The sequence below is a fragment of the Pantoea sp. ARC270 genome, from assembly GCF_003236725.1.
In the GTDB taxonomy this organism is placed as follows: Bacteria; Pseudomonadota; Gammaproteobacteria; order Enterobacterales; family Enterobacteriaceae; genus Pantoea; species Pantoea anthophila.
The window spans coordinates 38,705-53,735 of sequence record NZ_PUGA01000025.1; the positions used below are offsets into that span (position 1 = coordinate 38,705).

Consider the following 15,031-nt stretch of genomic DNA (forward strand, 5'->3'; position numbering starts at 1 on the left):
GCGAACGGGGCTGATTCGCACCTATAGCTAAAAAACTAAGTCAAATCAGTGACTTTAAGGCAAATCCTTTGCTTTATGCGAGCCTGATTTTCAGATTATCGCCAGGTGAGAGGCAAAAAAAACGGCTCCCGCAGGAGCCGCTTTTTACACTACCTTGCCTTACATCGCCTTAATCTGGGCGTGCATCTCCTGCACGGAGATGACCTGCTCCGTCGGATCGGCATTCAGCGCCATCGCGGTGGCGAAACCGCCATTCAGCGTGGTGTCATAGTGCACTTTATACTGCAGAGCACTGCGGCGAATCAGCTTCGAATCTTCAATCGCCTGACGTCCCGCTGTGGTGTTGACGATATAACTATATTCGCCATTCTTCAGACGGTCCTGAATGTGCGGACGACCTTCATGCACCTTGTTCACCAGACGTGGGTTAATTCCCGCCTCGCCCAGCACAACCGCCGTGCCGTGTGTCGCATCCAGCTCGAAACCAAACTTCTGCAGCTTGGCCGCCAGGTCGACGATACGTTTCTTGTCGCCTTCACGCACCGACAGCAGTGCACGGCCCGACTTCTTCATGTTGCTCTGTGCGCCCAGCATCGCTTTAGAGAAGGCCTCAGCAAAGGTGCGGCCCACGCCCATGACTTCACCGGTCGAACGCATTTCCGGTCCAAGAATCGGGTCAACGCCCTGGAACTTGTTAAATGGCAGTACGACCTCTTTCACGGAGTAGTAAGGCGGAATCACCTCTTCGGTAACGCCCTGCTCTGCCAGCGTTTTGCCTGCCATCACGCGTGCGGCCACTTTCGCCAGCGGCACACCGGTCGCTTTCGAGACGAACGGCACGGTACGCGCGGCGCGCGGGTTAACTTCGATCAGGTAGACTTCGTTGTCTTTGACCGCGAACTGGACGTTCATCAGGCCGCGAACGTTCAGCTCGAACGCCAGCTTCTCAACCTGCTGACGCATCACATTCTGAATCTCCTGATTCAGTGTGTAGGCCGGCAGTGAACAGGCGGAGTCACCGGAGTGAACGCCAGCCTGCTCGATATGTTCCATGATGCCGCCAATCAGCACCCGCTCACCGTCGCAGATCGCATCCACATCGACTTCGACCGCATCATCCAGGAAGCGATCCAGCAGCACCGGCGCATCGTTAGAGACGGAGACCGCTGTCTGGAAGTAGCGCTTGAGGTCGGTTTCGTCGTAGACGATCTCCATGGCACGGCCGCCCAGTACATAAGAAGGACGCACCACCAGCGGATAGCCCAGGCCAGCGGCTTTCTCAACGGCCTGCTCCAGTGTCGCAACCGTGGCATTGGCTGGCTGTTTCAGGCTCAGACGATCGACAGCCTGCTGGAAACGTTCACGGTCTTCAGCACGGTCAATAGAGTCCGGGCTGGTGCCGATAACCGGCACACCTGCCGCTTCCAGCGCACGCGCCAGCTTCAGCGGGGTCTGACCGCCATACTGCACGATCACGCCTTTAGGCTGCTCGATACGGACGATTTCCAGCACATCTTCCAGCGTCACCGGCTCAAAGTAGAGACGGTCGGAGGTGTCATAATCGGTCGACACCGTTTCCGGGTTACAGTTGACCATAATGGTCTGGTAACCATCTTCACGCAGTGCCAGCGCGGCGTGAACGCAGCAGTAGTCGAACTCAATACCCTGACCGATACGGTTTGGCCCACCGCCCAGAATCATGATCTTATCGCGATCCGTCGCCGGATTGGCTTCGCACTCCTCTTCATAGGTGGAGTACATGTAAGCGGTATCGGTGGCGAACTCGGCGGCGCAGGTATCCACACGCTTATAAACCGGGTGCAGGTTAAACTGCTGACGCAGCTTGCGGATTTCGCTCTCAGCCACGCCTGCCAGCGCCGCCAGCCTGGCGTCGGCAAAGCCTTTACGCTTCAGCGCACGCAGGAAGGTCGCATCCAGGCTGTTTACCCCTTCACGGGCCACCTGGTCTTCCAGCCGGATCAGCTCTTCAATCTGCACCAGGAACCAGCGGTCAATGTTGGTGAGATTGAAGACGCCATCGACCGACATCCCGGCGCGGAACGCGTCAGCGATATACCAGATACGGTCTGAACCGGCATCTTTCAGCTCGCGGCGGATGCGGGTCAGGGCTTCCGGGTCGTCCAGATGCACTTTCGGGTCGAAGCCATGCGCGCCCACTTCCAGGCCGCGCAGCGCTTTCTGTACGGACTCCTGGAATGTGCGGCCAATCGCCATCACCTCACCGACCGATTTCATCTGGGTGGTCAGGCGGTCGTTGGCACCGGCAAATTTTTCGAAGTTGAAGCGTGGAATTTTGGTGACCACATAGTCAATCGACGGCTCAAATGAGGCGGGCGTTAAACCACCGGTGATGTCATTCATCAGCTCATCGAGAGTAAAGCCGACCGCCAGCTTGGCCGCAACTTTCGCAATCGGGAAGCCGGTCGCCTTTGAAGCCAGCGCAGAGGAGCGAGACACACGCGGGTTCATCTCGATAACAATCAGGCGACCATCCTTCGGGTTCACCGAGAACTGGACGTTAGAGCCACCGGTTTCCACACCGATTTCACGCAGGACCGCCAGCGAGGCGTTACGCATGATCTGATACTCTTTATCCGTCAGCGTCTGAGCGGGGGCGACCGTGATGGAGTCACCGGTGTGAATCCCCATTGCATCGAAGTTTTCAATCGAGCAGACGATGATGCAGTTGTCGTTTTTATCGCGAACCACTTCCATCTCATACTCTTTCCAGCCAATCAGCGACTCATCAATCAGCAGCTCATTGGTTGGTGAAAGGTCGAGGCCCCGTTCACAAATCTCTTCAAACTCTTCGCGGTTATAGGCGATGCCGCCACCGGTGCCGCCCATGGTAAAGGAGGGACGGATGATGCAGGGGAAACCGACATCTTCCGCCACGGCCAGCGCTTCTTCCATGGTGTGTGCGATACCGGAACGGGCGGTGTCCAGCCCGATGCTTTTCATCGCGACGTCAAAGCGACGACGATCTTCTGCTTTATCAATGGCGTCTGCAGTCGCACCAATCATGGTCACGCCAAACTCTTCCAGCACGCCCTGACGCTCAAGCTCCAGTGCGCAGTTCAGCGCAGTCTGGCCGCCCATGGTCGGCAGTACGGCATCCGGACGCTCTTTTTCGATGATTTTGCGCACTACTTCCCAGTGAATGGGCTCGATATAGGTGGCATCGGCCATCTCAGGGTCGGTCATGATGGTCGCCGGGTTGGAGTTCACCAGGATGACCCGGTAACCCTCTTCACGCAGCGCTTTACACGCCTGCGCACCGGAATAGTCAAATTCACAGGCCTGACCGATCACAATCGGACCGGCACCAAGAATCAGGATTGATTTTATGTCTGTACGTTTTGGCATGAATTAGCTCCTGATTACTTCGCTTGCAGACGGAAGGCGTCAATCAATTCAATAAAGTGGTCAAACAGCGGCGCAGCATCACCCGGTCCCGGGCTGGCTTCCGGGTGTCCCTGGAAGCTGAAGGCTGGCTTGTCAGTGCGGTGAATGCCCTGCACCGTTTTATCGAACAGCGAAATGTGGGTGACACGCAGGTTCGCGGGCAGATCGTTCTCATCGACGGCAAAACCGTGGTTCTGGGCGGTGATCATCACGCGATTATTGTCGAGATCCTTCACCGGATGGTTGCCGCCATGATGGCCAAGCTTCATCTTCACGGTCCGGGCTCCGCTGGCCAGCGCCAGCAGCTGATGACCCAGGCAGATACCGAACACCGGAATCTCGGTTTTCAGGAAGGCCTGAATCGCGCTGATGGCGTAGTCACATGGCTCCGGGTCACCCGGGCCGTTGGAGAGGAAAATGCCATCCGGATTCAACTTCAGCACCTCTTCCGCCGGTGTCTGAGCCGGTACAACGGTCAGACGGCAGCCGCGGTCAACCAGCATACGCAGAATGTTGCGCTTGGCACCGTAATCGTAAGCCACGACATGATAAGGCAGGGATTCCGCTGAGGATTGTTCCGGCAGGCCACTGCCCAGCGTCCAGCTGCCCTGCTGCCAGCTGTAGGTTTCCGTCGTGCAGACCTCTTTCGCCAGATCCATCCCTTTCAGCCCGGGGAACGCCTGGGCTTTCTGCAGCGCCAGCGCGGCATCCGGATTATCACCGGCGATAATGCAGCCATTCTGAGCGCCTTTCTCACGCAGCAGACGCGTCAGCTTGCGGGTATCGATATCAGCAATGGCCACAATGTTGTTGCGCTGCAGGTAAGCGGAGAGTCCCTCTTCGCTTCGGAAGTTGCTGGCAATCAACGGCAGATCGCGGATGACCAGGCCCTGAGCATGAATCTGGCTTGATTCTTCATCAGCGGCGTTGGCACCGACATTACCGATATGGGGATAAGTGAGAGTAACGATTTGGCGGGAATAGGAAGGATCAGTGAGGATTTCTTGATAACCGGTCATTGAGGTGTTGAAAACGACTTCCCCCACTGCCGACCCCGTTGCCCCGATGGCCCGACCGTGGAATTGGGTTCCGTCTTCCAGAACCAGGATTGCTGACTTAATCAAAACATCCTCCAGGGAATAAACAGTCATAATATCTGCATATTAATTCAAAATAGCCGCCTGAATCAATGCAAAAACCGCCTGAATTGTCGATTTTTGGCAAATTGCGCGCATTCTAATGATCACCCTGGGGCTTGTCTACCCTGAGGCCCATTTTTTTCATCTTTATCTGACTTATGAGGCCAGAAACGGGCTTAAGCGGTAAAAACAGGAGAAAACCCGGCCGAATAATCGTTTGCCAGGCAGTAAAAATAAGAACCCGAGGCTGTCAGGCTGATTTTTTTGACCAAATGGTCAAAAATGGCATCTTAATGGAGATAAAACGCGATAAAACTGACAAAAACAGATGGCTTAATCTTTTTTGTCATCAGGGCGAGGATTTCAGACAAAATTAAGGGCAATAAAAATATTGCCCTTTTCCAATCAATTGCTTAACGATTGAAATAACCACATCACGATGGTTCACAACACGCACAACATCACAGATCCAGCACATCCCGCATATCAAAAAGGCCTGATTTCTTCTCTTTCAGCCACAATGCCGACTTAACCGCACCTTTTGCGAAGGTCATACGGCTTGAGGCCTTGTGGGTTATCTCAACCCGTTCGCCAATATCCGCAAACATTGCCGTATGCTCACCGACGATGTCCCCGGCGCGCACCGTGGCAAAACCGATTGTCTGAGGCTGACGTTCGCCGGTGTGTCCTTCACGCGTATAGACCGCATGCTCATCCAGTTTCCACTGCATCGCATCGGCAATCGCTTCACCCATCGCCAGTGCGGTGCCCGATGGCGCATCCACTTTGTGGCGATGGTGCGCTTCAGTAATCTCAATATCCGCATACTCCCCCATCACGCTGGCGGCTTTCTCCAGCAGCTTCAGCACCAGGTTGACGCCCACACTGAAGTTTGCGGCGAACACAATGGCGATATCTTCTGAGGCGGCGCGAATAGCTGCTTTGCCTGCGTCATCGAACCCTGTGGTGCCGATCACCATCGCTTTGCCGTGCTCACGGCAGATCGCCATATACTCCAGCGTGCCTTCCGGACGAGTAAAGTCGATCAGCACATCAAAGTCATCAATCACTGCACGTAAATCGTCAGCAATCAGGATGCCGTTTCTGCCGATGCCCGCTAACTCTCCGGCATCGCTGCCGGTCAGCGATGAACCCGGACGGGCGAGCGCAGCACCCAGCTCCACGCCTTCAGCCTGCTGTGTTGCCTCAATCAGATTACGGCCCATACGGCCCGGCGCGCCCACAACGGCAATGCGGATATTCTTCATATTTATTCATTCCTAAAACAAAACTATGCATCCAAAGCGTCATCAGGTTAACGACGAGTTAACAGTCACGCCACTATTAATCAGGGATAATAAGAATTTTATGCCAGCCGCCTGCGATTATCAGTAAAAGCAATCGCCATGGCAAAAGGCGGGCTTTTCATCGGCCGATAAAAACAAAAAAGGCCGAACAGAGTCGGCCTTTTTATCAGGATTAACGTGCGGTTACTGCACGTTGCGCACCTCGACGCGCAGCTCTTTTGGCACTTCAAAGACGATGTTCTCTTCACGGCCAATCAGCTCGATCGCGGCTTCGCCGCCCAGCTCACGCAGTCGCTCAATCACCTGCTGCACCAGAATATCGGGCGCTGAGGCACCGGCGGTGACACCGATACAGGCCACACCTTTGACCCACTCTTCCTGAATATCATCAGCAGAGTCGATCAGCTTCGCCAGCTTACCGGCGCGCTGCGCCAGTTCAGCCAGACGGTTCGAGTTGGAGGAGTTCTTCGACCCCACCACCAGCACCACCTCGGCATCTTTCGCCAGGGTGCGAACCGCTTCCTGGCGGTTGGTCGTGGCATAGCAGATATCATCTTTACGCGGCCCGATAATCGCCGGGAAGCGCTGACGCAGAGCATCGATGATGTCTGACGTATCATCCACTGACAGCGTGGTCTGCGTCATGAAGCTCAGGTTGTTTTCATCCTTTACCGTCAGCCGGAAAACATCTTCCGGTGACTCGACCAGATACATCCCGCCATTGGGGTTGTTGTACTGCCCCATGGTGCCTTCCACTTCCGGATGACCCGCATGACCGATCAGTATCGCTTCAATGCCTTTACGGCTGGCACGTGCCACTTCCATATGCACTTTTGTCACCAGCGGACAGGTTGCATCAAACAGCATGGTCAGATTGCGCGCTTTGGCTTCTGCACGCACCGCCTGCGAAACACCGTGCGCGGAGAAGATCAGAATCGCGTTATCCGGCACTTCACTGATCTCTTCGATGAAGATCGCCCCGCGCTCACGCAGGCTGTTGACCACGTAACGGTTATGCACCACTTCGTGACGCACGTAGATAGGCGCGCCATACATCTCCAGCGCGCGCTCAACGATACTGATGGCGCGATCAACGCCGGCGCAGAAACCGCGCGGATTAGCTAACAGGATTTGCATCGTTCGCCTCCAGTGCCGGATCGATCTCCAGCACCTCTACATCAAACTGAATACGATGACCTGCCAGCGGATGGTTAAAATCCACGGTGATCGAGTCACCGGAGACTTCACGGATCACGCCTGGCATTTCACTGCCGCCCATGCCGCTGAACAGCATGATGGCCCCCACTTCCGGTTCACCGGCATCGATAAAGTCACGACGCGAGAAATACTGGATCAGATCAGGGCTGACGCCACCAAATGCCTCTTCCGGCGCCAGAGTGAACTGTTTAGTTTCACCCGCTTTCAGCCCCAGCAGTGCCTCCTCCAGTGCCGCAGAGAGGCTGCCATCACCGAGACGGAACAGCGCAGGCTTACCGTTTGCACGGGTCGATTCCGCCGTCGAGCCATCTTCCAGCTTCAGCGTAAAATGCACCAACACCGCGCTGTCGCGCTGTACGGACTCAGTCATCACTTACCCTTTCTGTTTAGCCTGTTTGCCGTTCGGGCTGAAAAAGCCCTCCAGCACCACCAATGCGGCACCAATACAGATGCCGCAGTCAGCGATATTAAATGTAGCGAAGTGCCAGTTACCGACATAAAAATCGATAAAATCGACCACAAAGCCATGCCAGGAGCGATCAAATAAATTGCCTATCGCACCGCCGATAATCAGGGCATACGCGATGTTTGAAATCTTCTGGCTGGCCTGATTGCGATACATCATCAGCACCAGTGAAATCACGATCGCCAGCGCAATACCGGCAAAGAACCAGCGCTGCCAGCCGCCTTTGTCCGCCAGGAAACTGAACGCCGCGCCATAGTTATGCGCATAGAACAGGTTCAGATAGGGCATCAGCGGCTGCGTTTCATGCAGCATCATGTTGTTCATCACCCACTGCTTACTGGCGAAGTCGACAACGATGACCACCAGCACCAGCCACAGCCAGCGCAATCCGGTTGAGAGAATAGGTTTACGCATCAGGCAAATTCACGTTGTTCACCGTCACCGGCTACGTTAGTGTAACAACGACCACAGACCGCAGCGTGCTCCGGATTCTGGCCGACGTCGGTAGTGTAATGCCAGCAGCGCTGACATTTCTCGCCTTCCGCCTTGTGCAGCGCAATTTTCAGACCTTTCAGCAGTTCGCTCTGCTGCGCTTCATCGTTTGCCAGCGCATAATCGGCCACCTGGGCACCTGAGGTCAGCAGCACAAAGCGCAGCTCATTGCCCAGCGCCTGCAGCTTAGCGGCCAGCTCCGCATCGGCATAGAGCGTCACGGTGGCTTCCAGTGCGCCACCGATACGTTTGTCGGCACGCGCCTGCTCGATGACCTTGTTGACTTCGCCACGCACTTTCAGCAGCTCAGCCCAGTAGGCATCGTTCAGGGCTTCATCTTCCGCCAGGCCAAACAGACCCTGATACCACTCTTCGGTGAAGACATACTGCGCGCGTTCGCCAGGCAGATAGCCCCAGATCTCATCCGCGGTAAAGGACATGATCGGCGCCATCCAGCGCACCAGCGCTTCAACGATGTGCCACAGCGCGGTCTGACAGCTACGACGCGCCAGGCTGTCGCCCTTCGCGGTGTACTGGCGATCTTTGATGATGTCGAGATAGAAGCTGCCCATCTCCACAGAACAGAACTGCATCAGGCGCTGGATCACTTCATGGAAATCGTAGTTCTCATAAGAGGCGACGATATCGGCCTGCGCCGCCTGCGCACGTCCCACGGCCCAGCGATCCACCACGACCATCTCTTCCGGTTTCACCAGGTCAGTGGCCGGATTGAAGCCGTTAAGGTTCGCCAGCAGGAAGCGGGCGGTGTTACGGATACGGCGATAGGCATCGGCGGAACGCTTCAGGATCTCATCGGAGACCGCCATTTCACCCGAATAGTCGGTTGATGCCACCCATAGGCGCAGAATGTCAGCACCCAGCTTGTTCATCACATCCTGCGGCGACACGGTGTTGCCGATCGATTTCGACATTTTGCGGCCCTGACCATCCACGGTGAAACCGTGTGTCAGTACCTGACGATAAGGCGCTTTGCCTTTCATCGCGGTGCCGATCATCAGCGAGGACATAAACCAGCCGCGATGCTGATCGGACCCTTCCAGATAGAGGTCCGGCGCCTGTCCTTCGAATTCCGGACGGGCATCCACGACGGAATAGCTGGTTGACCCGGAGTCGAACCAGACATCCAGAGTATCCGGAACCTTGACGTAATGATCGGCGTCATCGCCCATCAGCTCGCGCGGATCGAGATCCCACCAGGCCTGAATGCCATCCTGCTCAACACGCTGTGCCACTTTCTCCATCAGTGCCAGGGTATCCGGGTGCAGCTCTTCGCTCTCTTTATGAACGAACAGCGCCATCGGCACGCCCCAGGTACGCTGACGCGAGATACACCAGTCCGGACGGTTCGCCACCATCGATTCAATACGCGCCTGACCCCAGTCCGGGATCCACTGCACGCCTTTGATCTCTTTCAGCGACTGTGCACGCAGGCCTTTCTGATCCATGCTGATGAACCACTGTGGCGTGGCACGGAAGATGATAGGCGTTTTGTGACGCCAGCAGTGCGGATAGCTGTGCAGCAGTTTTTCAACGTGCAGCAGCGCCTGCTTCTCTTTCAGTAGCTCAACGATCATATCGTTGGCTTTAAAGACGTTAACCCCATCCAGCGTCGGGTAAGTGCCTGGCAGATACGCGCCATCTGGCCCGACCGGGTTAGCGGTTTCGATGCCATACTTCTGGCCGATCACATAGTCATCCGGGCCATGGCCGGGTGCCGTATGGACCGCACCGGTACCGGCGTCCAGCGTGACGTGTTCGCCCAGCACCACTTTCGACTGAATCTGCTCAAGGAACGGATGCTGGAACAGCTGCAGCTCCAGCGCGGCACCTTTGCATTCGCCCAGCACCTGCCATTCGCTGACACCGGCACGCTTCATCACGCTTTCCACCAGCTCTTTTGCCAGGATCAGGGCACGGCCCTCGATCTGGATCAGCTGATAGTCAAATTCCGGGTGCAGGGAGATAGCGCGGTTAGCGGGCAGCGTCCACGGAGTGGTGGTCCAGATAACCAGTGAAATCGGGCCGTTGACCGCGGTGACGCCGAACGCCTGACGCACAGCGTCGGCATCGACGGCGTTGAACATCACATCAATCGACGGTGAGGTCTTGTCGTAATATTCCACTTCCGCTTCGGCCAGGGCAGAACGGCAATCCAGGCACCAGTGCACCGGCTTCGCGCCCTTGTGCAGGTGACCGTTGCCGATGATTTTACCCAGCGCACGGATGATGTTGGCTTCCGTGTTGAAGTCCATGGTCAGGTAAGGACGATCCCAGTCGCCCAGTACGCCCAGACGGATAAAGTCTGCTTTCTGGCCTTCAACCTGTTCTGCCGCATATTTGCGGCACGCTTCGCGGAATTCTGCCGCCGTGACTTTCTCGCCCGGCTTGCCGATCATCTGCTCAACTTTATGCTCGATAGGCAGACCGTGACAGTCCCAGCCCGGCACATAGGGCGCGTCATAGCCCGCCATGCCTTTCGACTTAACGATAATGTCTTTCAGAATCTTGTTAACTGAGTGACCGATATGAATGCTGCCGTTCGCATAAGGAGGGCCATCATGCAGGATAAAGGTTTTTTTCCCTTTTTTGGCTTCGCGGATAACGCCATACAGGTTGTCGGCATACCAGCGTTGCAACATTCCCGGTTCGCGTTTGGCCAGATCGCCACGCATCGGGAATCCCGTTTCCGGCAAATTCAGGGTAGATTTATAGTCACTCATCAGATTCTCGATTCCGTTTTTCGCTCAGGTTAAAGCAGCCCAAAGAACTGCCGGGCCGTTACCACATCATTCGCAATTTGTTCTTTCAACGCCTCCAGTGAGGCAAAGCGCTGCTCGTTTCGTATTTTCTGTTTCAGCACCACATCAATGTGACGACCATAAAGATTGATATTGATGTCGAGCAGGTGAACTTCAAGCTGCTGGCGTAAACCTTTTACCGTCGGACGGGTGCCGATGTTCGCCACGCCCGGCAGCGGCTCCGGCGTCAGCCCTTCCACTTCCACCGCATAGACCCCTTTCACCGGCGACACGCTGCGGCGTAAAGGCAGGTTGGCGGTGGGGAAGCCCAGCGTGCGTCCCAGTGCATCACCGTGCACGACGCGGCCGGAAATCGTGAAAGGATGGCCTAACAACGACTGCGCCAGCGCTAAATCATCGGCGGCCAGCGCCTGGCGCACGGCGGTGCTGCTGATGCGCTTTCCGCCCTCACAGAAGGTTTCGGTGCTGATAACCTCGAAGCCATACTCCACACCGGCTTTCTGCAATAACCGGAAATCCCCCTGGCGACCGGCGCCAAAGCGGAAATCATCGCCCACCGCAAGGTATCTGACGTCGAGCTTTTCAACCAGCAGGTCGCTGATAAAACGCTGGGCCGATAACGCCGCAAAGCGACGGTCAAACCGCACGCAGAGCACTTTATCGACGCCGGCTTCAGCCAGGTAGCGCAGTTTTTCACGCAGGCGCGTCAGGCGAGCCGGGGCTTTATCGCCAGCAAACAGCTCCAGCGGCTGTGGTTCAAAGACCATGACCACCACCGGCAGATTACGTTTGCGTCCCTCTTCACACAGCCGGGCCATCAGTGCCTGATGCCCGCGGTGTACGCCATCGAAATTACCAATGGTCAGAACGCAGCCGCGATGCTGCTCGTTAAGATTATGAATACCGCGGATAAACTTCATGGCTGACCCAAACCGGTGGAAATCGGCGGATTATACCCTTGAAACCGGTTCAGGTTAACCCGTCAGCACGCCTTTCATGCTTAACGCGCTGCATTTCCTGTTACAGAAGCACGTGTTGAGAATTTTGTCGCGAAATACTGTATTCAGGAAGGCGAAGCTGGTAGAATCTTGCGCCATCAAATACGTAACCGAGTGCTGCTCATAGAGCGACGCTTATTTGCACAAATCCATTGACAAAATCAGGTTGGAAGGGCATAGTCCTCGGCCTTTGATTTGTCTCTATAGAACACATTTGGGAGTTGGACCTTGGCTAATATCAAATCAGCTAAGAAACGCGCCGTAACATCTGAGAAACGCCGTAAGCATAACGCTAGCCGCCGCTCTATGATGCGTACCTTCGTTAAGAAAGTATACGCGGCGATCGCTTCAGGCGACAAAGCTGCTGCGCAGAACGCATTCAATGAAATGCAACCAATCGTGGACCGTCAGGCTGCTAAAGGTCTGATCCACAAAAACAAAGCTGCACGTTATAAAGCAAACCTGACTGCACAGATCAACAAACTGGCTTAATCGCCTGTTGTTTATCGCTTTGTTGAAAGAACCGGCGCTTACGCCGGTTTTTTTTCGCCTGTCATTTGCCGCACCGCCACTCCTCGTGAGGGTGATGCAGGGCGAAAAAAGGAGGCTTTCGCCTCCCCTCTCTTAACGCAGCCTGACCCGTAACAGGCTATATCCCAACACGGCGGAGAGCAGAGAACCGGTCAGAATCCCCAGCTTAGAGAACGTCACCAGCTGCTCATGGGCGGCATCAAAGGCCAGTGAACTGATAAATATCGACATTGTGAAGCCGATACCGCACAGCACGCCGATCGCCATGATATCGCGGATGGTGGTGCCGCCAGGCAATACCGCCAGCCGCAATCTGACGGCCAGCCAGCAGAAGAGCGTAATGCCCAGGGGTTTGCCGATTAACAGGCCAAAGATGATGCCTGCAGGTTCCGGTGACAGGATATCGCCCAGCGTAATACCGGCGAGGGAAATACCGGCATTGGCAAAGGCAAACAGCGGCAGAATCAGCCAGTTCACCCACGGCATCAGGCCGTGCGCCAGATGCTCTGCTGGCGAGTGCCCCTCTCTCTTCTCCAGCGGCACAAAGAAGCCCACGATAACGCCCGCCAGCGTTGCATGAACACCCGACTTAAGGACGGCGGTCCAGAGCACAATGCCCACCAGAATGTAGATCGAGATTTTGCGGACGTTGAAGTAATTCAGCAGGGCCAGCACCACAATCGCCGCTGCCGCCACGCCCAGAGAGAGCATCGACAGGCCGCTGGTATAGAACAGGGCGATAATCACAATCGCCCCCAGGTCATCGATAATCGCCAGCGCCATCAGAAACACTTTCAGCGCAGCAGGAACCCGGCTGCCGAGCAGGGCCAGCACCCCCAGTGCAAACGCGATATCCGTTGCCGTGGGAATCGCCCAGCCGTTGCGGGCAATCTCATCACCGTGGTTGAAAGCCAGAAAGATCAGGGCGGGCAGCGCCATGCCTCCCAGGGCTGCGATAACCGGAAAGATTGCCTTCTCCCGGCTTGCGAGTTCACCAACCCTCAGCTCGCGCTTCACCTCCAGCCCAATCAGCAGGAAAAACAGCGCCATCAGCGCATCGTTTATCCATAACAGCAGATTTTTGCTGATATCCAGCGCACCAAAGCGGATCTGGACAGGCTCATTCAGTAACGCCTGATAGCCTTCGGCCGTCGCAGCGGTATTGGCGAGGATCATGGCCGCCACGGCTGCCAGGATTAATATCATGCCGTTACTGGCATCACTTTCAATGAAGCTCCTGAGGAGGTTTCTGAGTTTCCGAGGCTTATTCAACGTTTATCTTCCTGATCGGCGAGTGAAAGTGAATAAGTGTAACGACTCATATCGCCCGTTAACAGCAGCTTGTGCCCGGCGTTGTCGCTCGCGTTGACCGGAACATCCGCAGGCCCGGCTACGCTACGGAGCAGTCGGTGTACAGCATCCCTGATCAGAGGCCAAAAAAAACGGAGCCCAGGGCTCCGTTTTATCTTTCCCGGTTTATCGGGTCAGGTCGTCAAAGAATTTTTTCACACCGTCGAAAAAGCTCTTGGAGCGCGGGCTATTGTGCTCGCCGCTCGGACCGCCAAAACTCTCTTCCAGTTCACGCAGCAGCGATTTCTGTTTCTCGTTCAGGCTGACCGGTGTTTCCACCACGACGCGACACAACAGGTCACCAACCGCACCACCGCGGACAGATTTCACGCCGCGTCCGCGCATGCGGAACAGCTTGCCGGTCTGGGTCTCTGACGGCACTTTCAGCTTCACGCGTCCATCCAGCGTCGGCACTTCAATCTCACCGCCCAGCGCCGCCATCGCAAAGTTAATCGGCACTTCGCAGTAGAGGTTGTTCTCTTCACGTTCGAAAATCGGGTGTTTCTTCACCGAGACCTGAACGTAGAGATCGCCCGCTGGCGCGCCCTGCTCGCCCGCTTCGCCTTCTCCGCTCAGACGGATACGATCGCCGGTGTCGACCCCCGCCGGAATTTTCACTGACAGCGTTTTCGACTTCTCAACGCGACCGTGACCGTGACAGGCGTTGCACGGATCTTTAATCACCGAGCCGCGACCGTGACAGGTCGGACAGGCCTGCTGAACGGTGAAGAAGCCCTGGCGCATCTGCACCTGGCCTGCACCGTGACAGGTCGAACAGGTTTGTGGCTGCGTGCCCGGTTTCGCGCCGCTGCCGTGGCAGACATCACACTCTTCCAGCGTTGGAATGCGGATCTCTTTGGTCACGCCGCGTACCGCTTCTTCCAGCGTCAGCTCCATGTTGTAGCGTAAATCGGCGCCGCGGGATGCGCGCTGACGGCGTCCACCACCAAAGATGTCACCGAATACGTCGCCAAAGATATCGCTGAAGTCTGCACCGCCGCCGCCAAAGCCGCCGCCGCCGAATCCACCGCCACCCATGCCGCCCTGTTCAAAGGCTGCATGACCATATTGATCGTAGGCCGCACGCTTCTGCGCATCGGTCAGGATTTCGTACGCTTCTTTAGCCTCTTTGAATTTGGCTTCGGCTTCTTTATCTCCGGGATTACGATCCGGGTGAAATTTCATTGCCAGGCGTTTGTACGCCTTTTTGATTTCACGCTCGTCCGCGGATTTGGCGACGCCTAAAATCTCGTAGTAATCACTCTTCGCCATGTTTATTTAGCCCTTAACATGATCGCACGGGCGTGGAGAGATCTCCGACGCC

At 56.0% G+C, this 15,031-nt stretch carries 11 protein-coding genes; 1 reads left to right on the forward strand and 10 read right to left on the reverse strand.

The features are described 5' to 3' along the window. Window positions 1-159: 159 nt before the first annotated feature. The 8 genes from carB to ribF form a co-directional block, all read right to left on the reverse strand. A complete protein-coding gene (gene carB, locus CKF42_RS12470; protein ID WP_009092204.1) occupies window positions 160-3,387 on the reverse strand; it encodes a carbamoyl-phosphate synthase large subunit in 3,228 nt (1,075 codons plus the stop codon). Window positions 3,388-3,401: 14 nt separating this feature from the next. Next, window positions 3,402-4,550, reverse strand: a complete 1,149-nt coding sequence (gene carA / locus CKF42_RS12475) for a glutamine-hydrolyzing carbamoyl-phosphate synthase small subunit (RefSeq protein WP_111208319.1) — start codon at window positions 4,548-4,550, stop codon at window positions 3,402-3,404. 476 nt (window positions 4,551-5,026) lie between these two features. Then, on the reverse strand, window positions 5,027-5,833 hold the full coding sequence (gene dapB, locus CKF42_RS12480) for a 4-hydroxy-tetrahydrodipicolinate reductase (RefSeq protein WP_046101194.1): 807 nt from the start codon (window positions 5,831-5,833) through the stop codon (window positions 5,027-5,029). 222 nt (window positions 5,834-6,055) lie between these two features. Continuing rightward, window positions 6,056-7,009: a 4-hydroxy-3-methylbut-2-enyl diphosphate reductase gene (ispH, locus tag CKF42_RS12485; RefSeq protein ID WP_111208320.1), complete on the reverse strand. Its 954-nt coding sequence runs from the start codon at window positions 7,007-7,009 to the stop codon at window positions 6,056-6,058. After that, window positions 6,990-7,460 carry an FKBP-type peptidyl-prolyl cis-trans isomerase gene (fkpB, locus tag CKF42_RS12490; protein WP_009092210.1) on the reverse strand — a complete coding sequence of 157 codons (471 nt, stop codon included), beginning with the start codon at window positions 7,458-7,460 and terminating at the stop codon, window positions 6,990-6,992. The genes ispH and fkpB overlap by 20 nt, the downstream gene beginning before the upstream one ends. 3 nt (window positions 7,461-7,463) lie before the next feature. Then, window positions 7,464-7,970, reverse strand: a complete 507-nt coding sequence (lspA, locus tag CKF42_RS12495) for a signal peptidase II (protein WP_111208321.1) — start codon at window positions 7,968-7,970, stop codon at window positions 7,464-7,466. Next, window positions 7,970-10,789, reverse strand: coding sequence for an isoleucine--tRNA ligase (ileS, locus tag CKF42_RS12500; protein ID WP_046101192.1), 2,820 nt, complete (start codon window positions 10,787-10,789; stop codon window positions 7,970-7,972). Before ileS ends, lspA begins: the two co-directional genes overlap by 1 nt. A gap of 29 nt (window positions 10,790-10,818) precedes the next feature. Further along, window positions 10,819-11,748: a bifunctional riboflavin kinase/FAD synthetase gene (ribF, locus tag CKF42_RS12505; protein WP_009092217.1), complete on the reverse strand. Its 930-nt coding sequence runs from the start codon at window positions 11,746-11,748 to the stop codon at window positions 10,819-10,821. A gap of 306 nt (window positions 11,749-12,054) precedes the next feature. On the opposite strand from ribF, the gene rpsT reads away from it, so the two are divergent. Then, window positions 12,055-12,318, forward strand: coding sequence for a 30S ribosomal protein S20 (gene rpsT / locus CKF42_RS12510; protein WP_006117633.1), 264 nt, complete (start codon window positions 12,055-12,057; stop codon window positions 12,316-12,318). Window positions 12,319-12,450: 132 nt separating this feature from the next. Here the strand turns inward: rpsT and nhaA are convergent, their stop codons facing one another. Both nhaA and dnaJ read right to left on the reverse strand, forming a co-directional pair. Further along, the gene (gene nhaA, locus CKF42_RS12515) at window positions 12,451-13,629 is read right to left on the reverse strand and encodes a Na+/H+ antiporter NhaA (protein ID WP_033736405.1); all 1,179 of its coding nucleotides are present in this window, start codon (window positions 13,627-13,629) and stop codon (window positions 12,451-12,453) included. Window positions 13,630-13,833: 204 nt separating this feature from the next. Then, window positions 13,834-14,979 carry a molecular chaperone DnaJ gene (gene dnaJ, locus CKF42_RS12520; protein WP_009092225.1) on the reverse strand — a complete coding sequence of 382 codons (1,146 nt, stop codon included), beginning with the start codon at window positions 14,977-14,979 and terminating at the stop codon, window positions 13,834-13,836. Between the last annotated feature and the right edge of the window lie 52 nt (window positions 14,980-15,031).